This window comes from Nonomuraea sp. NPDC003804 (genome assembly GCF_040610675.1).
Classification (GTDB): domain Bacteria; phylum Actinomycetota; class Actinomycetes; order Streptosporangiales; family Streptosporangiaceae; genus Nonomuraea.
The window spans coordinates 47,661-68,041 of sequence record NZ_JBEXMT010000005.1 but is presented as its reverse complement, the minus strand read 5'-3'; the positions used below and the strand labels follow the sequence as shown (position 1 = coordinate 68,041).

At 72.0% G+C, this 20,381-nt stretch carries 22 protein-coding genes; 6 read left to right on the top strand and 16 right to left on the bottom strand.

Going from position 1 to position 20,381, the window contains the following annotated elements; translation table 11 throughout:
* The first annotated feature begins 2 nt into the window (after positions 1–2).
* Positions 3–203, top strand: a complete 201-nt coding sequence (locus tag ABZX22_RS08265) for a hypothetical protein (protein ID WP_354906912.1) — start codon at positions 3–5, stop codon at positions 201–203.
* On the opposite strand, the gene ABZX22_RS08260 is transcribed toward ABZX22_RS08265, so the two are convergent.
* Genes ABZX22_RS08260 through ABZX22_RS08250 form a run of 3 tightly spaced genes read right to left on the bottom strand, consistent with a single transcriptional unit; the run spans position 142 to position 1,415 of the window.
* A complete protein-coding gene (locus tag ABZX22_RS08260) occupies positions 142–570 on the bottom strand; it encodes an ATP-binding protein (RefSeq protein WP_354906911.1) in 429 nt (142 codons plus the stop codon). The two genes, ABZX22_RS08265 and ABZX22_RS08260, sit on opposite strands and share 62 nt — an antisense overlap.
* A 9-nt stretch (positions 571–579) precedes the next feature.
* A complete protein-coding gene (locus ABZX22_RS08255) occupies positions 580–828 on the bottom strand; it encodes a hypothetical protein (protein WP_354906910.1) in 249 nt (82 codons plus the stop codon).
* 29 nt (positions 829–857) lie between these two features.
* Positions 858–1,415 (bottom strand): helix-turn-helix domain-containing protein, encoded by a 558-nt coding sequence (locus ABZX22_RS08250; protein WP_354906909.1) that lies wholly within the window; start codon positions 1,413–1,415, stop codon positions 858–860.
* 99 nt (positions 1,416–1,514) lie between these two features.
* Here ABZX22_RS08250 and ABZX22_RS08245 point away from each other — a divergent pair, with 99 nt between their 5' ends.
* On the top strand, positions 1,515–3,071 hold the full coding sequence (locus ABZX22_RS08245) for an MDR family MFS transporter (RefSeq protein WP_354906908.1): 1,557 nt from the start codon (positions 1,515–1,517) through the stop codon (positions 3,069–3,071).
* Positions 3,072–3,294: 223 nt separating this feature from the next.
* Here ABZX22_RS08245 and ABZX22_RS08240 read toward each other — a convergent pair whose 3' ends face one another.
* Entirely contained in the window at positions 3,295–3,819 is a 525-nt protein-coding gene (locus tag ABZX22_RS08240) for an N-acetyltransferase family protein (RefSeq protein ID WP_354906907.1), read from the bottom strand.
* 268 nt (positions 3,820–4,087) lie between these two features.
* Positions 4,088–4,786, bottom strand: coding sequence for a TetR/AcrR family transcriptional regulator (locus tag ABZX22_RS08235; RefSeq protein WP_354906906.1), 699 nt, complete (start codon positions 4,784–4,786; stop codon positions 4,088–4,090).
* An 84-nt stretch (positions 4,787–4,870) separates the two neighbouring features.
* Between ABZX22_RS08235 and ABZX22_RS08230 the strand changes: the two genes are divergently transcribed.
* Positions 4,871–6,076: an FAD-dependent monooxygenase gene (locus tag ABZX22_RS08230; protein WP_354906905.1), complete on the top strand. Its 1,206-nt coding sequence runs from the start codon at positions 4,871–4,873 to the stop codon at positions 6,074–6,076.
* 214 nt (positions 6,077–6,290) lie between these two features.
* Complete coding sequence (locus tag ABZX22_RS08225; protein WP_354906904.1) at positions 6,291–7,223, top strand: GNAT family N-acetyltransferase; 933 nt, start codon at positions 6,291–6,293, stop codon at positions 7,221–7,223.
* 167 nt (positions 7,224–7,390) lie between these two features.
* Here the strand turns inward: ABZX22_RS08225 and ABZX22_RS08220 are convergent, their stop codons facing one another.
* The 6 genes from ABZX22_RS08220 to ABZX22_RS08195 all read right to left on the bottom strand — a co-directional run bounded on the left by ABZX22_RS08220 (position 7,391) and on the right by ABZX22_RS08195 (position 14,298).
* Positions 7,391–8,677, bottom strand: coding sequence for an AAA family ATPase (locus ABZX22_RS08220; protein ID WP_354906903.1), 1,287 nt, complete (start codon positions 8,675–8,677; stop codon positions 7,391–7,393).
* A complete protein-coding gene (locus ABZX22_RS08215) occupies positions 8,674–10,122 on the bottom strand; it encodes a hypothetical protein (RefSeq protein WP_354906902.1) in 1,449 nt (482 codons plus the stop codon). Before ABZX22_RS08215 ends, ABZX22_RS08220 begins: the two co-directional genes overlap by 4 nt.
* A complete protein-coding gene (locus ABZX22_RS08210) occupies positions 10,119–11,213 on the bottom strand; it encodes a hypothetical protein (RefSeq protein ID WP_354906901.1) in 1,095 nt (364 codons plus the stop codon). The genes ABZX22_RS08215 and ABZX22_RS08210 overlap by 4 nt, the downstream gene beginning before the upstream one ends.
* Before the next feature lie 75 nt (positions 11,214–11,288).
* The gene (locus tag ABZX22_RS08205) at positions 11,289–12,077 is read right to left on the bottom strand and encodes a hypothetical protein (RefSeq protein WP_354906900.1); all 789 of its coding nucleotides are present in this window, start codon (positions 12,075–12,077) and stop codon (positions 11,289–11,291) included.
* Positions 12,078–12,080: 3 nt separating this feature from the next.
* Positions 12,081–13,415, bottom strand: a complete 1,335-nt coding sequence (locus ABZX22_RS08200) for a serine/threonine-protein kinase (RefSeq protein ID WP_354906899.1) — start codon at positions 13,413–13,415, stop codon at positions 12,081–12,083.
* 211 nt (positions 13,416–13,626) lie between these two features.
* The gene (locus ABZX22_RS08195) at positions 13,627–14,298 is read right to left on the bottom strand and encodes a class I SAM-dependent methyltransferase (RefSeq protein ID WP_354906898.1); all 672 of its coding nucleotides are present in this window, start codon (positions 14,296–14,298) and stop codon (positions 13,627–13,629) included.
* Positions 14,299–14,398: 100 nt separating this feature from the next.
* Between ABZX22_RS08195 and ABZX22_RS08190 the strand changes: the two genes are divergently transcribed.
* A complete protein-coding gene (locus tag ABZX22_RS08190; protein WP_354906897.1) occupies positions 14,399–15,007 on the top strand; it encodes a TetR/AcrR family transcriptional regulator in 609 nt (202 codons plus the stop codon).
* 114 nt (positions 15,008–15,121) lie between these two features.
* On the opposite strand, the gene mctP is transcribed toward ABZX22_RS08190, so the two are convergent.
* The 4 genes from mctP to ABZX22_RS08170 form a co-directional block, all read right to left on the bottom strand.
* On the bottom strand, positions 15,122–16,738 hold the full coding sequence (gene mctP / locus ABZX22_RS08185) for a monocarboxylate uptake permease MctP (protein WP_354906896.1): 1,617 nt from the start codon (positions 16,736–16,738) through the stop codon (positions 15,122–15,124).
* Positions 16,735–16,944 carry a DUF3311 domain-containing protein gene (locus tag ABZX22_RS08180; RefSeq protein ID WP_354906895.1) on the bottom strand — a complete coding sequence of 70 codons (210 nt, stop codon included), beginning with the start codon at positions 16,942–16,944 and terminating at the stop codon, positions 16,735–16,737. The genes mctP and ABZX22_RS08180 overlap by 4 nt, the downstream gene beginning before the upstream one ends.
* Positions 16,945–17,189: 245 nt before the next feature.
* Positions 17,190–17,840 carry a carboxymuconolactone decarboxylase family protein gene (locus ABZX22_RS08175; protein WP_354906894.1) on the bottom strand — a complete coding sequence of 217 codons (651 nt, stop codon included), beginning with the start codon at positions 17,838–17,840 and terminating at the stop codon, positions 17,190–17,192.
* Positions 17,840–18,388 carry a VOC family protein gene (locus ABZX22_RS08170; protein ID WP_354906893.1) on the bottom strand — a complete coding sequence of 183 codons (549 nt, stop codon included), beginning with the start codon at positions 18,386–18,388 and terminating at the stop codon, positions 17,840–17,842. Before ABZX22_RS08170 ends, ABZX22_RS08175 begins: the two co-directional genes overlap by 1 nt.
* Positions 18,389–18,465: 77 nt before the next feature.
* On the opposite strand from ABZX22_RS08170, the gene ABZX22_RS08165 reads away from it, so the two are divergent.
* Positions 18,466–19,368: an SDR family oxidoreductase gene (locus ABZX22_RS08165; protein ID WP_354906892.1), complete on the top strand. Its 903-nt coding sequence runs from the start codon at positions 18,466–18,468 to the stop codon at positions 19,366–19,368.
* A 25-nt stretch (positions 19,369–19,393) separates the two neighbouring features.
* Here ABZX22_RS08165 and ABZX22_RS08160 read toward each other — a convergent pair whose 3' ends face one another.
* A complete protein-coding gene (locus ABZX22_RS08160; protein ID WP_354906891.1) occupies positions 19,394–20,374 on the bottom strand; it encodes a WYL domain-containing protein in 981 nt (326 codons plus the stop codon).
* Positions 20,375–20,381 lie beyond the last annotated feature (7 nt).

The following is a 20,381-nucleotide window of genomic DNA, read 5'->3' as shown; positions in this document are numbered from 1 at the left end:
GCATGACCCACCCGATCGCGGGCAGCCGCTCCGGCATGGTGTGGACACTGCTCAGCCTCGCCGCCACCCTGGCGATCGTCGTCGGGCTGGTCGCCCTCGCGCTGCTCGCCGTCTCCGTCGTCGTCCTGCTGGCCATCGTCCTCATGGCCGCGGTGTCGGGAAGGGAGCCTCGTCCTCGAAACGTAGCTTCTTCTCCAAACTGACGATCGTGCCGTGCTCCCTGCGCTGGGTGAAGCGCACGTCGTCGGCCAGGGCCCGCATGATCTGCAGGCCGCGGCCGTACTCGGCGCCGGGGGCCGGATCGCCGACGCTGTGCGGATCGAACCCGCCTCCGGTGTCCACGACCCTGATGACGCAGCGGTCGTGATAGACCCCCGCGCTCACGGTGTACTCGTCACTCTGCACCGCGTGCCTGATCACGTTGGCGCAGGCCTCGCTGAGCATGAGTTCGATGTCTTCTCTGATCGGCCGCACGACATGGAGCGAACGCAGGGTGCCGTCGAGCGTCTGTCTGATCACCGGCACGCTCGCGGCGTCCCTCGGCAGCCGAAGTGCTATGGTCGCCTCCACTGCGCCTCCTCAGACCTCGGGGATCAGACCGACCGCGTCCTCCTGGCCCCTGTCAATGATCATCTGGTTCAGGGTCTCGACGAGCTCCTCCTGGTCGTAGTCGCCGTCAGGCAGCAGGTCGAAGTAGACCATGAGGTCGGCGGGCAACTCGGCGGCCGTCATCCGTTTGGTGATCTCCAGGTGGCTGAGGCGTTCCTGGCCGGTGTAGAAGCCGTCGATGAGCTCCTTGACGCGTGCGATCTCCTCTTTCCCTGTCATGCGATGGCCCGTGCCCCGAGAGCCGCGTCTCAATCGTCGCCGCGGCCCTCGAGGATCTCCAGGGCCACCCTGGTGGCGATGTCGCGGCGCTCGTCCTCGCCGATGTCGTACTGCTGGGTCAGCCACATCCCGGTGTGGAGGGTGAACAGCGCCACCGAACGGCGCAGCCGTACGGCGATGGGGTCGTCGGGGCCGCTGAGCTCCTCGGCCACCGCGATCATCCGCTCGCGCATCGCCATCAGGGTCGGATGGTCGCGCAGCGAGGTCTGGTTGCGCTCGAGGAAACGGCCGAGGTCCTGGTGGCGCGTGCGCCGTAGCTGCTCGGCGTAGCGAAGGATGAGCTCCCTGCGCGTCTCGGCCGTCTTGGGCCGGGTCCGCAGCCAGGCGAGCAGCTCGTCCTGCTCGGCGATCCTGTCCTCGGCCAGGCTGGCGACGATGTCGTCCTTGGTCTTGAAGTGGTAGTAGAGGGCCGCCTTGGTGACGCCGAGCTCTTCGGCGATCTCGCGAAGGGAGGTGGCTTCGTAGCCCTGCTCGGTGAAGAGCCTGAGCGCGATCTCCTGGATCTTCGCCCGTGTGTCTTCTCGCATTTCGGTCCAATTTCACTTGACGGCCGGCAAGTAAGACCTTAGCTTAGCGTCTGCTTGCCGGTCGGCAAGTAAGTGGACGTTCTCAATCGGGGAGATTCCGTGGAGCGACGGCGGGAGGTCATGGCGGTACTGCCGGGCCTGATGCTCGCGATGGTCCTCGCGATGCTGGACAACATGATCGTGGGCACGGCGATGCCCCGCATCGTCGAGGAGCTGGGCGGCCTGACACACCTGTCCTGGGTGGTGACAGCGTACGTGCTCGGCACGACGGTTTCGACGCCCATCTGGGGCAAGGTCGGCGACCTCTACGGCCGCAAGAGCATCTTCATGGCCTCGATCGTGATCTTCATGATCGGCTCGGTGCTGTGCGGCATGGCCGGATCGTCGATGCTGGGCGGACCGGCCGACGGCATGGCCGAGCTGATCGCCTTCCGTGCGATCCAGGGCCTGGGCGCGGGCGGCCTCATGGTCAACGCGATGGCCATCATCGGTGACCTGGTCCCGCCCCGGGAGCGCGGCCAGTACCAGGGCATCATGGCGGGCGTCATGTCCCTCGCCATGATCGCGGGCCCGCTCGTCGGCGGCTTCATCACCGACCACCTCGACTGGCGCTGGGCCTTCTACGTCAACCTGCCCGTCGGCGCCGTCGCCCTGGTCCTGCTGGCCGTGAAGCTCAAGCTGCCCAGGCACCGCACCGAGGCGCGCATCGACTGGCTCGGCGCGGCCCTGCTGTCCATCGGCATCACCGCCCTCGTGCTCATCACCACCTGGGGCGGCAACGAGTACACCTGGGGCTCTCCGCAGATCCTCGGCCTCGCCGCGCTCGCCGTCGTCTCGCTGGCGCTCTTCATCCCCGTCGAGCGGCGCGCCGCCGAGCCGATCATGCCGCTGCAGCTGTTCCGCAACCGCAACTTCACGCTCATCTCGGCGGTCGGCTTCCTGCTCGGCTTCGCGATGTTCGGCGCGATCAACTTCCTGCCGCTCTACCAGCAGACCGTCCAGGGCGCCTCGGCCACCAACTCGGGCCTGCTGCTGCTGCCGATGATGGGAGCGGCGATGGTCGTGTCCCTGTTCGTCGGCAAGGCGATCACCAAGACAGGCCGGTACAAGGCCTACCCCGTGCTCGGCGGGGTGGTGATGGCGCTCGGCATGTTCCTGCTGTCGCTGATGGGCGTCGACACCCCCTCCTGGCAGACCGGCGTCTACATCGCCGTCCTCGGCGTCGGCATGGGCTTCCTCATGCAGACCACGATGCTCATCGCCCAGAACAGCGTCGAGCAGAAGGACCTCGGCGTCTCCAGCAGCGCCTCCACCTTCTTCCGCTCCATCGGCGGCTCGTTCGGCGTCTCCCTGTTCGGCGCCATCTTCAACAACCAACTGCTGTCCGGGCTGACCGACAGGTTCGGCGCCCAGACGGCCGAGCGGATGGTCGGCGGTGGCGGCCGGATGGACGCCGCCGCCCTCGGCGCGCTGCCGCCGCAGGTGCGCACCGGCTTCCTCGAGACGCTGGCGGGCGCCATCTCGGGCATCTTCTGGTGGGCGATCCTGTTCGCGGTCGTGGTGCCGGTGCTGGCGGTCTTCATCAAGGAGATCCCGCTGCGCGGCGGTCCCGCCGCCACGGACGAGGCCAAACTCCAGGCCGCCGTCGTCGAGTAGCACCCGGTCGGCGCCGCGCGGCCGGCTGACGGCCGGGGCCCGGCCGCGAGCGCCGGGTCCTGGGCCGCATGAGAGAGCGCGGTCGGTCCGCGGCTCACGGCGGCGGCCCGCGACCGGCGGCCACGGCCAGGGCGACAGGCGGTGGTCGTCGGCCTGTGCCCGAACGGTGCGGTTCAGCCCCAGGCCGCCAACGCCGGCCGGGGACCTGCCGGGCGGGCCGCGGCTACCGGCGCCGGTCGTCGGCCTGCCGGTGGCGGGTGAGGTCGAGTTGCAGCAACTCGGTGTCGACCCAGCGGCCGAGCTTGAAGCCGACCCCGGTCAGCCGCCCGGCGGAGACGAACCCGAACGCGCGGTGCAACGCCACCGAAGCCGCGTCACCGGTGTCGGCGATCACCGCCACCACCTGCCGCATCCCCGCCTTCGCGCAGCGCTCCAGCAACTCGCCGAGCAGCGCCCGGCCCAGCCCCTGCCCGGTACGGCCCGGCGCCAGGTAGATCGAGTCCTCCACGGTGTGCCGGTAGGCGGGCTTGGGCCGCCACTGGCTCGCCAGGGCGTATCCCGCCACCTCGCCGTCCACGTCGGCCACCAGGAACGGCAGGCCCCGCGCGTCGAGATCGCCGAGCCTGCTCTCCCAGAAGGCCGGCTCGGGCGAGATCTCGTCGAAGGTGACGACACTCGTGGCCACGTAGTGGGCGTAGACGGCGGCCATCGACGGCAGGTCACCTGCGGTGGCGGGGCGGATCAACACGAGCCCAGCCTACTGACGGCCCCGCCCCGGGCCCGCCTCACCCTTCGCCCCGGCCGCTTCGCCCCGGCCGCTTCACCCCGTGGTCCGGCATCTGGGCCTGCCCCGCCCCGGGCCCGCTTCACCGTGACCCCCTTCCCAGGGAAACCTTCGCCACTGGCGTCGCCTCGCCGGGTGAGCGGCCCGAGCGCCCGGTCCCGTCGCGGGGGATCACCGGCCTGCGCCGTGGCCGCACAACGGAGCCGCAGGGCCCGCCGCCAGGGCCGAGACGTCAGTTCAGGCGGCTGATCAGCAACTCCACGCCGTCGAGGATGCACCGCAGGCCGAAGTCGAGCGCCTGGTCCTTGCCCGCCGGCTCGGCCAGGGCCGCGGACAGCGTGGGGAAGCGCTCTTCGCGCCCGGCCAGCATCGCGCCCATGGCATCACCCATCGCCTGCTCGGGGGCGCCGGCCGGGGTCCCCGCGGCCTGCTGCGCGATCACCCGCGCGTGCCCGGCGAGGGTGGCGGCCGTGTCGAGGATCTCCGAGCCGGCCAGCCCGGTACCGGCCAGCGCGGCGGTGGCCTGTTCCAGCCAGCCGAGTTCGTTGGGCCCGAAGGCGCGTGCCCCGACGGTGGCCTCCAAGGCCCACGGATGCGCCCGGAACCGGTCGTACATCTGCCGCGCCCACGAGTCGAGCGTCTGCCGCCAGCCGCCGGCGACCGCGGCCGGCGGCGGTGGTTCACCGATCGCCAGATCGACCATCAGCGCGACCAGTTCCACCTTGCCCGGCACGTAGCGGTACAGGGCCATCTTCGTGACGCCGAGCCGCTCGGCGACCCGTTGCATCGTCAGGGCCGCGAGCCCGTCGGCGTCGGCGATCTCGATGCCGGCGGTCGCGATCGTGTCCAGGCTCAGCGTCGGTTTCGGCCCGCGTTTCGGTGCGGCCGGCTGTTCCCACAGCAGCGTGATCGCCGTCGTCTCGGTTGCCATCGGCACTCCCTTGCACCATGCGCTCAACTGTGTCTATCGTACACTGTGTCCAACGGATACAGTTTTTGTGAACAGGAGAGTGCTGTGATCACTTCCGCGCTGCGCGGCCTGCGAGTTCTGATCTCCGGCGCCGGAGTCGCCGGCCCCGCCCTGGCGTACTGGCTGTCCCGGTACGGGGCCGACACCACCGTCGTCGAGATCGCGCCCACGCTGCGCACCTCCGGCTTCGCGGTCGACTTCCGCGGGCCCACCCACCTGGGCGTGCTGTCGAAGATGGGTGTCCTGGACGAACTCCGGGCGCTGCAGACCCACGCAGGCGCGATGCGCTGGGTGGACGAGCACGGCCGCCGGCTGTTCGAGCTGCCCGCCGAGTTCGCCGGAGGTGACATCGAGGTACTCCGCCGTGATCTGTCGAGGGTGTTCTACGAGCGCGGCGTCGAGCGCACCGAGTACCTGTTCGGCGACGCGATCGCCGGCGCGGTGGAGACCGCCGACGGCATCCGGGTCGAGTTCGGCCGGAACGGCTCGCGCACGTTCGACATGATGATCGGCGCTGACGGGCTGCACTCCGGTGTACGCCGCATCGCGTTCGGGCCCGAGCAGAGCTACGTACGGCACCTCGGCTACTACCTGGCCGGCTGGCAGCTGCCCAACGCGTTCGGCGCGGATGCCACGCCCCAGCAGTACAACGTGCCAGGCCGGATGATCGGCGTCTCCGCCGACCAGCGCGACCCGGATCGGGCGGGGGTCTTCGCGGTGTTCGCCTCGCCGCAGCTCGACCACGACTGGCGCGACGTCGAACAGCAGAAGAAGCTCGTCGCCGACGCGTTCACCGGCATGCGCTGGCATGTGCCCCGCCTGCTCGCCGGGCTGCGCGACGCACCGGAGCTGTATTTCGACTCGATCAGCACGGTCCGCGTCCCGGCCTGGTCATCAGGACGTGCCGCGCTGCTCGGCGACGCCGCCTGGGGAGTGACGCTCGGTGGGATGGGCGTGGGTACCGCCGTCGTGGGCGCCTACGTGCTGGCCGGCGAGCTGGCCGCCGCAGGAGGCGATCACCGTGCCGGCTTCGCCGCCTACGAGAACCGCATGCGACCCTACGCCGCCCGATGGCAGCGGGGCGCCAACCCCGGAAAGTTCCTCGCCCCGGCCGGCGCCTTCGGGCTGTGGTTCCGCAACGCCCTGTTCAGCACCAGCCTGGCCCAGAAGCTCATGATCAGCAGTACCAAGTCGCTGGCGACCAGCGCCGACCTGCCTGACTACGACTCTCTTGTCGGTGGCCGTGCGTAACGGTACGGCTTCCGCCCTGCCCGGAACCCGGTTCGCGGCAGCGGCCCGACGGCGCGAGCGCGCGGCACGCGCCTGACCCCACCAGCATGGGGAACGAGACGCCGGCGGTGCGGTGCGGACCTGGCAGGGGTCTCCCACCGCCCCCGGTCTCCGCCCTGATCCGCGGGCGGAAAACCAGAGGCGCCCGACCTGGCGAATGTGGACAATCGTCGCCATGGATCGCCACACCGTCCGCCGACCCCGCACGGCCGATGCCCCCGCCGTGCACGAGCTCGTCTCCACCTACGACATCTCGGTCATCGGCCTTCCCGACGTCACACTCGACGACATCGCCGACGAGCTCGGCGAGCTCGACACCGAGCGGGACGCCTGGCTGGCCGAGGACGACGCGGGCACGCTGAACGGCTGGGCGTGGATCATCCCCAAGGGCGACAGCGACGAGGCCGACGTCGAGGTGGTCGTCAGGCCGGGAACCGGCGACGGCGTGACGGACGGGCTCTGGGCGGCCGTCATGGAACGCTCCCGGCAGCTGGCCGCCGAGCGCGGACACGAAGGCCTCACCCTCGACATCGGCGTCTACCGCGCCGACGAGGACAAGCAGGCGCTGGTGAAGGGGCTCGGCTTCGCGCCCGCCACCAGCTTCCACCGGCTCGGCATCGACTTCGACGGACCTGTCGAGGCTCCCGAGCCGCCCGACGGCGTCACCCTTCACCCCGCGCTCACCGACGAGCTCAGGCGCGAGGCGCACCGCATCCACCAGGAGGGCTTCGCCGACCACTTCGGGTTCGTGCCGCTGCCGTACGAGGAGTGGCTGGGCCGCAGGCAGGCCTCGGCGGCCACCGACTGGTCGCAGGTGCTCGTCGCCCGCGTCGACGGCGAGCCCGCCGCGCTGCTGGTGGGCACCAACCACTTCGCCGACGACGAGAACCGGGGCTACGTCTTCACCCTCGCCACGCTTCCCGCCTTCCGCGGGCGCGGCCTCGGCCGCTTCCTGCTGCGTACGGCTTTCGCCGCCGACGCCGCCCGCGGCCGGAGGGGCACGCTGTTGCAGGTCGACGCCAACAACACCACGCCCGCGCTGGGCCTCTACACCTCCGCGGGCATGCGCCCGGTGCTCGTCATCGACGTCTGGCGCCGCCGCCTCTAGCGACGCCCGGCCGGGCCCGGCCACGCGGGTGACCAGCACACCCGCCCACCGCGCCCCCGGGCCCCGGCCTGCTCGCGGGAACGGCCCCCGCACGAGCGGGCATGGCCTCAGCCGCCGCCCGCACGGGCGGCCCGGCCCAGTCGCCCCCCGCACGAGCGGGCCCGGCCTCAGCCGCCCAGGGCGCGGATCCGGTGCCTGGCCAGGTGCTCCAGAACCGACTGGTTCGCCTCCCAGCCGTCGGGAAACTTCACCGGCACGCCGAGCTGCACCGACTCGGCCGACGGATGGGCGTCGAGCAGCTCGGAGATGCCCGCTCTCGCCACCACCACGCACGCGTGCCGGTGCCGGGAGGTCAGCACGCACAGCCGTCCGGACTCCAGGTGGAAGGCGGTGGCGTCCCTGCGTCCCGACAGCGGGTGCAGCACCACCGTCACGTCGTACTCCCTGCCCTGCAGCCGGTTGGCGGTGTCGACGGTGATCTCGGGCGGCACGCCGGCGCTCCTGATGGCCGCCACCTGGTCGCGGTGCGCGGCACCGATCGCGACCCGGTCGGCCGTCACCGGCCGCTCGCCCTTCTCCGAGAACGTCACGCCGCCGCGCTCCAGCAGCCTGGTGGCCAGCCGCGCCACCGCCTGCACGGCCTCGCCGTCGGTGCGGACCGTGTGGCGGCTGGGCAGTTCGAGCAGCGACCAGCCCGAGCGCGCCGCCTCCTCCAGCGCGCGGTCGTGCACGGTGCCCATGCCGCCGGTGGTCAGCTCCATCGCCCGCTCGCCGGGCCCGGTGCCCGACCGGAACCCGGTGAACGGGTAGAACGCCTGCGACACCACGGGCGCCGCCGAGGCGGGCAGCCGCCACGACACCGGCAGCCGGTGCACGGGCAGGTCGGGGTTGTGGCGCAGCAGCACCGACACGGCGCTCTGCAGCGGATCCCAGGACAGGCCCGCCCACCTGTCGGCCTCCACGATCGAGAACGGGTCGAGCTGGCCGGGGTCGCCCACGAACAGCGCCCGCTCGAACAGCCCGGCGATGCGCAGCAACTTGTCGGAGCGCATCTGGTAGGCCTCGTCGACGATCGCCCACGGCCAGGTACGGCCGCTGATCCAGGCCCACTTGTCGGCGGTGGCGATCACGACGGCCGGATCGTTGAGGTCCTGGATCCTGGTGCCGACCGTGACGCTCGGGATCTCCAGCAGCCGCAGCGGCGGCACGTAGCCGGAGGCGGACAGCCGGCCGACCGAGAGCTCGGGATGCTTGTCGGCGATGCGCTCGATCAGGTCGTCGACCTGCTCGTTGGTCTGCGCGACGATCATCAGCGGCTCGCCGGTCTCCGCCAGGTGCGCCGCGGCCCGCACGACCAGCGTCGACTTGCCCGCGCCCGGCGGGGAGTCGACGACCACGCCCCGGTGTCTGGGCAGGTCGGCCAGCACGGCCTGGATGACCTCTTCGGGGCTCATGCCCACTCCTCCTGGGCGTCCTCGTCGCTCGGGACGTACTCCTCGGGCGGCCCGCCGTGGGTCCACGGGGTGGCCTCCCTGTCGGGCAGCGCCGCCGAGCCCTGGAAGTCGTCGGTCAGCGAGGTGTAGCAGACCCGCTCGCCCGGCTCGGGCACGGAGCCGGGGGCCGGGGTCTTCCCCCTGCCCATGCCTTTGGTGATCTTCAGGGTGACCAGGCCCTCGTGGACGTCGACCAGCTCGGCGGCCTGGCCGCGGCGATCGGGCGTGCCGAGCGTGGCGCCGGGCGGCAGCCGTACGGGGTCGTCGGTCTTGATCAGGACGACGGGCCGCAGCTTGCGGGAGCGGCCCTCGCCCTCGGTGTGCCCGGGATCGGTCTCGATCACCTCGCCGGCGAACGCCTCGCCGGCCAGGCGGTACTCGGCCATGATCAGCGGATCGTCGTAGGCGCGCTGTACCTCGAAGGCGGCCTGCGCCCGTTCCATCCTGGACAGGCGGGCCGCGGCGGAGACGGCGCCGTCGCGGCGGGCCTGTGGCGGCGCGCCCTCGGCGATCTGCTGGGCCATGACGCTGTAGGAGCCCCTGTCGGCCTCCCACCTGGTCGCCACGCTCGCCCCCGCGGGCAGCGCCCGCAGCAGGTCGACGGCCTGCCACAGCAGCCGCCACGTCGGGGTCAGCTGGGTGCGCAGCGCCTCGGTGACGCGCTCGACGGTGCCTTCGTCGATCGCGGGCGCGAGCACCTCGGCGTCGAAGCCGGGGTCGGTGGCCGGCCCGGCGGGCGGCCAGATCAGCGGGTCCTCCGCCTCCTCGGCGGCCTGCGGCCCGGTCAATCCCGGCGGCGGAGCGATCCAGCCGATCAGGGCGGCCAGGTTGGCGTCCTCCAGCCCGCTCTGCCCGGTGGCCCAGTGGCGGCCGAGCTCCTCGGTGGCGGCCAGCGTCAGCGACGAGCCCGGGTGCGCGGCCCGCTCGGCGAAGTAGGTCAGCCACCTGCCCAGCAGCGGCACCTCCTCCGGCACCGGATAGGGCCCGTCGGTCCTGCGGAACCTGGTCGAGCGGCCGAGCAGCCTGGTGAACCCCACCCCCGCCGGGTTCGGCAGCAGCAGCTGGGGCGCGTCGAGTGCCCGCTCGTAGGGGTCGGCGTTCCTCTTCTCGACCGTCTCGGTGTGGGCCGCGAAGCTCTCGACGTACGGCAGCAGCACCCCCGCCAGCTCGGCCATGAAGGCGAAGCGCAGATCCCGGTTGCGCGGCTGGGATACCACCAGCAGCTCGGGGGCGTCGCGGTCGGTGCCGACCAGGGCCGCCAGCGGCGCCGCCGCCTCACCCGACAGCTTGAGCGGGACGAACACCATCGGCCGGTCGCTCACATGGCAGTGGCGCACGGTGGCCGTCGGCTGCGCCACGCCCTCCTTGACCGCCCTCAGCCGGGCCAGCGAGGTGAGGATGCTCACGCCAGGCACTCCCTGCGCAGCCGTTCGGCGTCCCGCAGCAGCCGGGCGATCTCCTCCTGGCCTGGCGCGGGCTCGCGGCGGCCGTCGGCCAGGGCCAGCGCCTCCTCGACCGTCGCCACACCGCCGAGTTCGTCGCGCACCTGCCGGCCGAGCAGGTCCGACGCACCCTCGAGGCGGGCCTCGTCACGGCAGAAGAAACACAGATCGCAGGTGGACAGGCAGTCGGGCGCGTAGCGGGCGGCCACCTGGTGCAGCGCCTCCGCCAGCTCGGCCGCTGGCCTGGTCGGCACCCCGTCGTCACCGGGCCGCAGGTCGAAGGTGAGGCCGTCGGGGAGTTCCGCCAGCAGCCGGTCGATCGAGGTCATCCTGGCCAGCTGCCGCTTCAGCACCGCCAGCTGCCTGCGCACGTCGACGAGCGTGGCCATCGGCCGGTTGGCGAAGTTCTCCGGGCACACCAGCACCACGTCGTGCGCGACCCGCAGCGGATCGTGGCCCAGCTCCTCCAACAGGGTGCGCAGCGCCAGCACGTAGACCGCCGCCTGCCGGGCCGCCGCCGCGACCGCCGCGGGGTCGGCCTGGCCGTCGATCACCGCGAACGACTTGATCTCCACGATGTGGAACTGCCCGCCCTGCTGGAAGGCCACCACGTCGGGCTCGAGGTAGGCGGCGTGGCCCGCGATGTCCAGGCTGAGCAGTGGATGGTCGTACAGCGTGCCCTGCTCCTGCCTGGCCGCCCGGTCGAACAGCGCCCTGGTGTGGGAGTGGCGCAGGTGGGCGCCGACGTTGTGCACGTCCTGGTAGGCGACCTCCTCGATCGGCAGGCTCAGCAGCCCGCGCAGCAGCCGCAGCAGCTCCGCGCAGCCGTCGGCCTTCACCAGCGCCTCGAAGGCGTTGCCCCTGGTGATCGCGAACGGCGACTGCCCGAACGGAGCGGGGAACCCCAGATGCCGCGCCGCCCGGTCCTTGTCGACGCCCGCGCCGTCCATCAGCGCCCTGCGCGCGCAGCCCGGATTGGCGGCCAGCGCGGCGATCGCCCTGGCGTCGTGGGGTTTGGCGGGGGTGGTGCCTCTCAGCGCGTCGAGCCCGTTCACCCGCTCATGCCTCCGCTCTCGTCCCCGGTCGTGCCCGTCTCACGCGCACGCCGCCTTCTCCGCGCCGTGTCCGTCTCACGCGCACGCCGCCTTCCTCGCGATCTCGCTCAGCGTAGTGGCGCCGAACAGTTTCGCGGCCTCATCCAGCTGCCGTCCGGCGCGTCCGGCCAGCTCGGCGCGGTCGCGCGTGTCGGCCACCAGGTGGACGGCCAGCTCCGCCTCCGCCGCCCGGACCACCACCGCGGGCTCGGGCCGCTCGAACCCGCCGCCCGCGCCCGGCACGTTGCGCGCCATCCTGGCCAGCAGCCGCCACGCCTTCTCCGACGGCTCGTCCAGCTCGCCGACCCGCGTGGCCACCCGCATGGTGGACCGCAGGAAGTCGACCCGCGGGCTGAGCGGGCCCACGACCCTGCGCTCCTGTGGCCAGGTGCTGACCGCCAGCAGGCCACGGGCCGGGGTGAGCCGGTCGGTCAGCGCCGCGCACACGTAGTGGGGCCTGCCGTACGGCGAGCGGCGGAAGGTACGCTCCTCGTCCCGCCTGAGCGTGCTGAGCTGGGAGCCTTTCAGCGGCTCGGCGAAGAACGCCTCGTGGACGCCCACCACCAGCCGCCCGGCGGCCGGCACCTGGAGCAGTGTCAGCGCCGCGTGCACCCGCTCCCGCACCGGCGGGCCCGTCCTGCCCCGCTGACCGGCCGTCTCAGGCTCGGGCGGGCTGCTCACCCGCAGGTCCCACGCCCGCTCCGACTTGCGCAGCTCGCCGCGCAGCTCGCGGGCCAGGGCGAGATCCCTGTCCCGTACGGCGGCGCGGACCCGGGTACGCAGCAGGTCGATGCGGCGCTCCAGGGTGTCGAGGTCGTCGGGCACCGCTCACCGGCCTTCGAGGATCATCAGCACCAGCCCGACGGCGATCATCACGGCGAACAGCGCCGAGGCGGCGGCGTAGCCGCGCGTGGCCGGTTTCCTCGACAGGGCGGTGGGGGACCCGTGCAGGTCACCCGCGGCCACCCCGCCCCATCCCGCCGGATGCCCTAACCCCTGCCCGGGCCCGGTGTGCGCCCCGGCCCATCCACCGACCGGCTGCTTGGCTCCTGCGCCGGGACCACCCTGGCCCGGCCCGGTGTGCGCGGCCGCCCAGCCCGCCGCCTGTCCCGCGCCCGTGGGTGTCTGCTGCCAGCCCGCCGCCTGCCCGGCCCCGGTGGGTGTCTGCTGCCAGCCGGGCGGTTGCCCTGCCCCCGCGGGCGCGCCCGGCCATCCGGCCTGCGGCCCTGAGGGTGCGGCGGACCATCCGGCCTGCGGCCCGCTCGGCCCTGAAGCGGCGGCGCCCGAGCCGCCCCAAGCGGCGGCGCCGTCACCGCCGCTCCAGCCCGCCGCCTCCGGCCCGTCCCCGAAGAGCGCCTCTCCCGGCAGGGCCGCGAGAGCGTCACGGAAGGCCGCGGCCGACGGGGTGCGCTGCGCCGGATCGGTGGCCAGCGCCCGCCGCAGCACCTCGGTCAAAGCCGGCGGCACCCCCGGGATCTCGGGCACGGGCTGCCGGTGCAGCGCCATGATCACGGCCAGGTTCGCCACCCCGGACTCGGGGAAGCGCGGCGGCCGCCCCGACAGCAGCGCGTAGAGCGTGGCCGACAGGGAGTACACGTCACCCATCGCGTTCGGCTCGGTCAGCTCGAACGCCTCCGGCGGAGCGTAGGCGGGTGTCAGCGACTCCCGCGTCACCGACACCTCGGCCCCCGGCTCCGGCATGGTCGCCAGCCCGAAGTCGGACAGCACCACGCTGCCGTAACGGTTGATCAGGATGTTGGCCGGCTTGACGTCGCGGTGCAGCACCCCGGCCGCGTGCGCCGCCGCCAGCGCGTCGGCGATCTTGACGCCCACGTCGCGCACCTCGGCCACGGGCAGCAGGCCCGCCCGCAACCGGTCGGCCAGCGACCCGCCGGGGCACAGCTCCAGCACCATGTACGGCCTGCCGTCGCGCAGCACCCCCGCGTCGTAGACGGCCGCCACGTGGGGATGTCCCGACAGCGCGCCCGCCGAGGTCACCTCGCGCATGAACCGCCGCTGGTCCCGTTCGGAGACGAGCACCCTGCTGTCGACCTTGAGCGCCACCTCCCGGCCCACCGCCAGCTGCCTGGCCTGGTAGACGACGCCGAAGCCGCCTTGGCCGAGCAGGCCGAGCACCTCGTAGCCTGGCACCTCGGGCGCCACAGCCCACCTCCGATCGCGGTCCTGGGGCGGCAGACTATCGCCCGCGGCCGACAGATCGAACGGGCCTGGTCGCACGGCGTCAGGCGACTCCAGGCGGCTTTTCCGCCCGGGATGACTCCAGGCGGCTTCCCCCCGCGCGGGATGCGGGATCAGCCGGGCGTGGTGCGGGTGTTCGGGGTGAGGCCGGCCGTGGCCTGCGCGTACAGCCGGGTCATGCCGGTACGGCCCGCGCCCACGTGCGGTCCTCGGTGAGGAAGCCGTCCAGCGTGAGCCGTTCGCGCTCCAGCTCGTCGGCCAGGTCCTCGTCGGTGAGCCGCTGCGACAGGAACGACTGGGTCCACACCCGTTCCCCGGCGGTGTAGCGCATGGTGGCCGCGAACGTGCCCGGCGCGACCTCGTCCACCCGCGTCATCATGATCCCGATGCCGTCGGCCTCACGGCCCCTGCCCACCGCCCATCGGTCGTGCGCCTCGGGCGGCTGCCACTGGATGAGCACGGACCCGTTCGCGGCGACGTGCCGCGCGCAGGCGGCCAGCAGGTCGCGGCGCAGTTCCCGGTCGGGGACGTTGATCAGGTAGGAGGCCAGGAGCACGGCGTCGAAGCGCCGGTCGAGCGCCAGCTCCTGCGCCCTGGCGTGGACGGTCTGCGCGCCCCGCACGTGCGCGAGCATCTCGGCCGACTCGTCGACGGCGACCACCTGGAAGCCCGCGGCGACGAGCGGGTGGGTCACCCGGCCGGTGCCCGAGCCGAGTTCGAGGATGCTGCCGCCGGCGGGCACCGCCGCGCCGATGATGTCGGCCTCGTCGCCCGGCGGCAGCAGGGTGTAGAAGTCGACCGGCGATCCGTCGGGGGTGATGGCTCCTGGTCCGGTTCCGCTGTTCATGATCCGACCCTAACCGCGGAGGGCGCCTCATGCGGCAGGAGCGGCCCGCCTGGCGGCGGTCGGCCGTGGGCGCCCAGGCGGGCGCGGCTATCCTGGCCCCGTGAACGGCAGGGATCCCGATCGGCGCAGGGCGCTGCTCGACGCGGCCGACCGGGCGATCCTGCGGGACGGGCCCGAGGTGTCGATGGCGGCCATCGCGGCCGAGGCGGGGATCACCAAGCCGATCCTCTACCGCCACTTCGGCGACAAGAGCGGCCTCTACCAGGCGCTGGCCGACCGCCACGTGCGCCGGGTCATCTCGCAGCTGCGTCCGGAGTTCGCCAGGGCCAGGACCGATCCGCGCCGCCGCGCCGGCGCCGCCATCGAGATCTACCTCGACCTCATCTCGGTCAACCTCAACCTCTACCGCTTCCTGTTCCACCGCGCCAGCGCCGAGGACACCAGCGTCCGGTCCCACATGACGGCCCTGGTGCGCGGCCTGGGCGAGGAGCTGGGCGCGGTGCTGGCGGCCGACGAGGTCGTGGCCGACCCCGTGCGCGCGCAGATCCTCGGGCACGCCTTCGTCGGCATGGTGCAGACGACGGGCGACTGGTGGCTCGAGCACCCGGAGGTCGAGCGCGCGCAGGTGGTGGAGGGGCTGGTCGACGTGATCGTGGCGGCCTTCACCCCGCGGAAGGCGACCACGCCCCGGGCCTGGCGGGGCGCCTGAGCGGCCGACACCCGCTCGTCCGACGCCTGCTCGTAGGCGGCGGGCGGGGGCCGGACATGGCGCGGGCCCCCCCAGGAGAGGGGGACGGGCCCGCGTGCCGTACCGGAGAGGGGGTCAGTGGGAGCCGGACAGGTCCAGGTCCTTGACCCGCGGGTCGCCCTCGTCGGCGAAGTACTCCGACGGGCGGGTGGCGTCCTCGCCGTCGGCCACCTTGGCCGCGCGCAGCGCCAGCGTGGCCAGCACGGCCACGACGAGGTTGACCGTCAGCGCGATCGCGCCCGCGTAGATGGTCATGGGGGTGTCGAAGCCGAAGTTCTTCAGCGGGAAGGCCGACCCGCCGAAGTGCAGCTTGCCGTTGGCGGGGTTGGGGATGAGGTAGAGCATCCACATGCCCGCCGCCAGGCCGGTCGCCCAGCCGGCGATGAGCCCGCCCTTGTGGAACCAGCGGGTGTAGAGGCCGAGACCCACGGAGGGCAGCGTCTGCAGGATGATCACGCCGCCGATGAGCTGCAGGTCGATGGAGAACTGCGGGTCGAGCAGGAGGATGCACAGCACCGCGCCGACCTTGACGACCAGCGAGACCAGCTTGGAGACCCTGGCCTCCTGCGCGTCGCCGGCCTGCTTGTTGATGTACTCCTTGTAGATGTTGCGGGTGAACAGGTTCGCCGCCGCGATCGACATGATGGCCGCGGGCACCAGGGCGCCGATGCCGATCGCCGCGTAGGCCACGCCGGTGAACCAGTCGGGGAACATCTGGTCGAACAGCACCGGCACGATCGTGTTGGTGTCCGGCTTGCCGGTGGCCGGGTTGACGACGGGCTTGGTGTTCGCCGCGATGGCCATGAAGCCGAGCAATGCGATCAGGCCCAGCAGGAAGCTGTAGGCGGGCAGCGCCGACATGTTCCGCTTGATCACGCCGCGGTTCTTGGAGGCCAGCACGCCGGTGAGGCTGTGCGGGTAGAGGAACAGCGCCAGCGCCGAGCCGAAGGCCAGCGTGATGTACTGCAGCTGGTTGGCGCCGGTGAGCAGGATGCCGTCGGCGGGCGCCGGGGACTTGGCGAACTTGGCCGCCGCCGCGTCGAAGATGTTCCCCCAGCCGTCCAGCCTGGCCGGGATGTAGATGACCGCCGCGAGGATCACGATGTAGATCAGGGTGTCCTTGACGAAGGCGATCAGCGCGGGCGCGCGCAGGCCCGACTGGTAGGTGTAGGCGGCCAGGATCGCGAACGCGATGATGATCGGCAGGTGGCCGGTGATGCCCATGGCCTTCAGCACCGCCTCGATGCCGACCAGCTGCAGCGCGATGTAGGGCATGGTGGCGATCAGGCCGGTGATGGCGATCAGCAGCGCCAGCGTGGGCGAGCCGAACCGCGCCCTGACGAAGTCCGCGGGCGTGACGAACCCGTGCACGTGCGAGACCGACCACATGCGCGCCAGCACGAGGAAGACCAGCGGGTAGACCACCACCGTGTACGGCAGGGCGTAGAAGCCCAGCGCGCCCGCGCCGAAGACGAGGGCGGGGACGGCCACGAAGGTGTAGGCGGTGTAGAGGTCGCCGCCGACCAGGAACCAGGTGATCCAGGTGCCGAAGTTGCGCCCGCCCAGGCCCCACTCGTGCAGGCTCTCGATGGATTCGGGCCTGCGCCACCTGGCGGCCACGAAGCCCATGCCGCTGACGACCAGGAACAGCAGGATGAAGACGACCAGCTCGGTCGTGTGCTGCCCGGTCACTTGGTCATCCTGTACACGATCGACGTGCAGGCCACGCCGACCACGATGAAGGCCAGCTGGAGCCAGTAGAACAGCGGGAAGCCCGCCACTCTCGGCTCGTCGGCGTTGAAGAGGAAGGTCAGAAGAGGGAGCACGATCGGCACGAACAGCAGCCAGTTCCATGGACTGCGGTCGCTGCGCTCCTGCCCGGATTCGGGGGTGGACACGGCATCCTCCGGAACGTGAGTATTTGTCCGGAACACTAACGTTCCGGTGCTATTAATCCCGATTACTGAGACATTACGGTTTGGCCTAAACTCGGGTGTCTCATCATGTGGACGAGATGGCCGTGACCTTCGCAGCCCCTCGTCGGGGGTGAGGCGGCAGGTCCCACAGGCTGCGATCGCGGACATCACCGGGCAAGGCTTCTCCCTTCCGTTGCCCGGCACTGTAGAGACGTGACCGATCGGGGTCAGGTCTCCGATCGCCGAACGGTAGCCTCCTCGCGCCGAACGGTCAGCTCGTCGGCGATGTCCCGCGTGCCGTACCCCTCGGGGGCGGCGACCTCGGTGATCGGGTCGGGGCGGTCGTCGAACTCCAGGCGCAGCGCCCTGGACATGGTCGCGTGCATCTCGTACAGGCACGTGAAGTACGTCAGCTCGAGGATCTGCTCGTCGGGCAGGTGCCGCTTCAGCACCGCGAAGACCTCGTCGTGCACCCGGCCGCCGTCGAGCACCAGCCCGTCGGTGTAGGCCAGCACGGCCCGCTCCAGCTCGTCGAACACCTCGCTGACCTGCCAGTGCGCGACCGCGCTCACCTTCTCATCCGGCACCCCGAGCGCGCGCATCTGCTTGCAGTGCTGGGAGTAGACGAACTGCGACTGGCGCGCCCAGCCCGCCCTGGTCTGCCCCAGCTCCCGCAGCACGGGGTCCAGCTTCGACTCGCGGTAGAGCCGGAAGCCCTTCACGCAGTGCCGGAAGATCGCCGGATCCTGCGCGAACACCGTCCACCACGTGCCCGGCGATCCCGTCGCCGTGCCCTCCGGGGTCAGCAGCCGGTCGTAGAAGAAGGCCACGACCTCGTCGGTCACCTCTTGGCGGGGCACCTGGCGCAGGCGCGGCATCACACCGTCCTGTCGGCGGCGGTCCTGGGCTCGTGCCGCACGTCGCCGGGACGGCCGAGCTCGCGCTGCCAGCAGGCGAACTCGATCAGGATCCCGTCGGGGTCCTTGAAGTAGATGGACCTGACGAACACGCCCTCGTGCGGCTCGGGCGCGACCCCGAACTCGCTGTCGTCGTGGTTGAGCAGCACGCCGACGTCGACGCCCTTGGCGACCAGCCGGTCGCGGTACTCCTCGATCCGCTCCGGCGGGACGTCGAAGGCCAGGTGGTTCATCGACCCGACGGCCGACAGCAGCTCGCCCTGGTCGGGCAGGTTCTTCGGCGCCGAGACGCCGGGCACGCCGTCCGGCGCGTCGGGGAACCAGAAGAAGGCCAGCGCGTTGCCGCCGCCGCAGTCGAAGAAGAAGTGCTGCCCCCACCCCAGGGGCAGCTCGATCGTCTTGATCAGGGGCATGCCGAGGACGCCCGAGTAGAAGTCGACGGTCCGCTTCATGTCCGAGCAGACCAGAGCGATGTGGTTGACGCCGCGCAGCTCGAATTCGCCGTTCATGGTAATCAACTACTTATCACAGCGGTCTTCCCGAAAACATGACAGAGGATGTCGGGGTTCGCCGCGACGATCGTCCCATGAGTGAAACAGTCGCGCTGGTCGCCGGCGCCACCAGGGGAACGGGCAGGGGCATCGCCGTCGAGCTGGGCGCCATCGGGGCCACGGTCTACTGCACCGGACGCAGCACCCGCGAGCAGCGTTCGGAGATGAACAGGGACGAGACGATCGAGGAGACCGCCGAGCTGGTCACCAAGGCCGGCGGCAAGGGCATCGCCGTACGGACCGACCATCTGGACCCCGCGCAGGTCAAGCGGCTGATCGAGCGCATCGACGCCGAACAGGGCAGGCTGGACGTGCTGGTCAACGACGTCTGGGGCGCCGACCAGCTGTGGACGTTCGACGCGATGGTGTGGGAGCACGACCTGGACAAGGGCCTGCGGTTGCTGCGGCTGGCGATCGACACCCACCTCATCACCAGCCACCACGCGCTGCCGCTGCTCATCCGCCGGCCCGGCGGGCTCGTCGTCGAGGTCACCGACGGCACGGCCGAATTCAACGGCACGCGCTACCGCAACTCGATGTTCTACGACCTGGCCAAGGTCGCGGTGAACCGGCTGGCCTTCGCCCAGTCGCACGAGCTGCGCCCGCACGGCTGCGCCGCGGTGGCGATCACGCCCGGTTTCCTGCGCTCGGAGGTGATGCTGGAGAACTTCGGCGTCACCGAGGAGAACTGGCGCGAAGGGGCCCGAGTGCACGAGGATTTCATCCTGTCCGAAACCCCGGCCTACACCGGCAGGGCCGTGGCCGCGCTGGCCAAGGACCCGGACCGGATGCGCTGGTCGGGCTCCTCGCTCTCCAGCGGCGAGCTGGCCAAGGCCTACGGCTTCACCGACGTGGACGGCAGCAGGCCCGACGTGTGGCGCTGGATCGTGGAGGTCCGCGAGGCCGGCATCACCGCCGACCCCGCCGACTACCGATAGCGCCGGGTGTCGAGGAACTCGCCGATCATCGAGGCGAGCCGTCCGGCCGCGTGGCCGCACGGGCCCCGTACAGGGCCGACAGCCGACCGGCCGCCTCGGTCATGAGCGCGCGCAACTCGGCGGGCTCGAGCACCTCGGCCTCGGGGCCGAAGGCGAGCACCTGCGTGTAGGCGATCTCCAGCGACTCCACCGCCAGCACCACCGTGCCGTCGTCGGTCGCCGAGGCCAGTGCGTCGGCCAGCGCGGCCGGGTCGGCCACGTGCCGCAGCTTCCGCAGCCCCGCCGGGGTCAGGCGCAGCGTGATCCTGGTCCTGAGCAGCGAGCGGGCGAACTGCTCCGACCGTTCGGCCCAGAAGGCGGCCAGCTCGAAGGCGGGGTCGCGGTCGAAGCGCCGGCCCGTCAGCACGGTCACGTCGGTGAAGCGGTCGACCCGGTAGACCAGCAGGCGCTCGCCCGCCCGGCCGGCCAAATACCAGACGCCCGCCTTCAGCACCAGCCCGTACGGCTCGACGGTGCGCTCGGCGGCCTTGTACCTGGCGGTCACAGGATGGTCGCCCCACACCGCCCTGGCCAGCGGCGCCAGCGCCTCCGGCGGCGGGGTGTCGCTGGCGAACCAGCCGGGCGCGTCGAGGTGGAAGCGCTGGGCGGCGGTGGCGGGCGCGTCGCGCAGGCCGGGCGCGAGGGCGGCGGCCGCCTTCAGCCTGGCGGCGGCCGCGACGTCGCGCAGCCCCATGTCGCGCAGCGCGCCGGGCACGCCGGACAGGAACAACGCCTCGGCCTCGGCCCGGTCCAGCCCGGTCAGCCGGGTGCGGTAGCCGTCGACCAGGCGGTAGCCGCCCGTCCTGCCCCGGTCGGCGTAGACCGGGATGCCGGCCTCGGACAGGGCCAGCACGTCGCGGTGGATGGTGCGCTCGGAGACCTCGAGCTCCTGGGCCAGTTCGGCGGCCGTCATCCCGCCCCGTCCCTGGAGCAGGAGCACCAACGACATCAACCGGGCGGCCCGCACGCCCCGA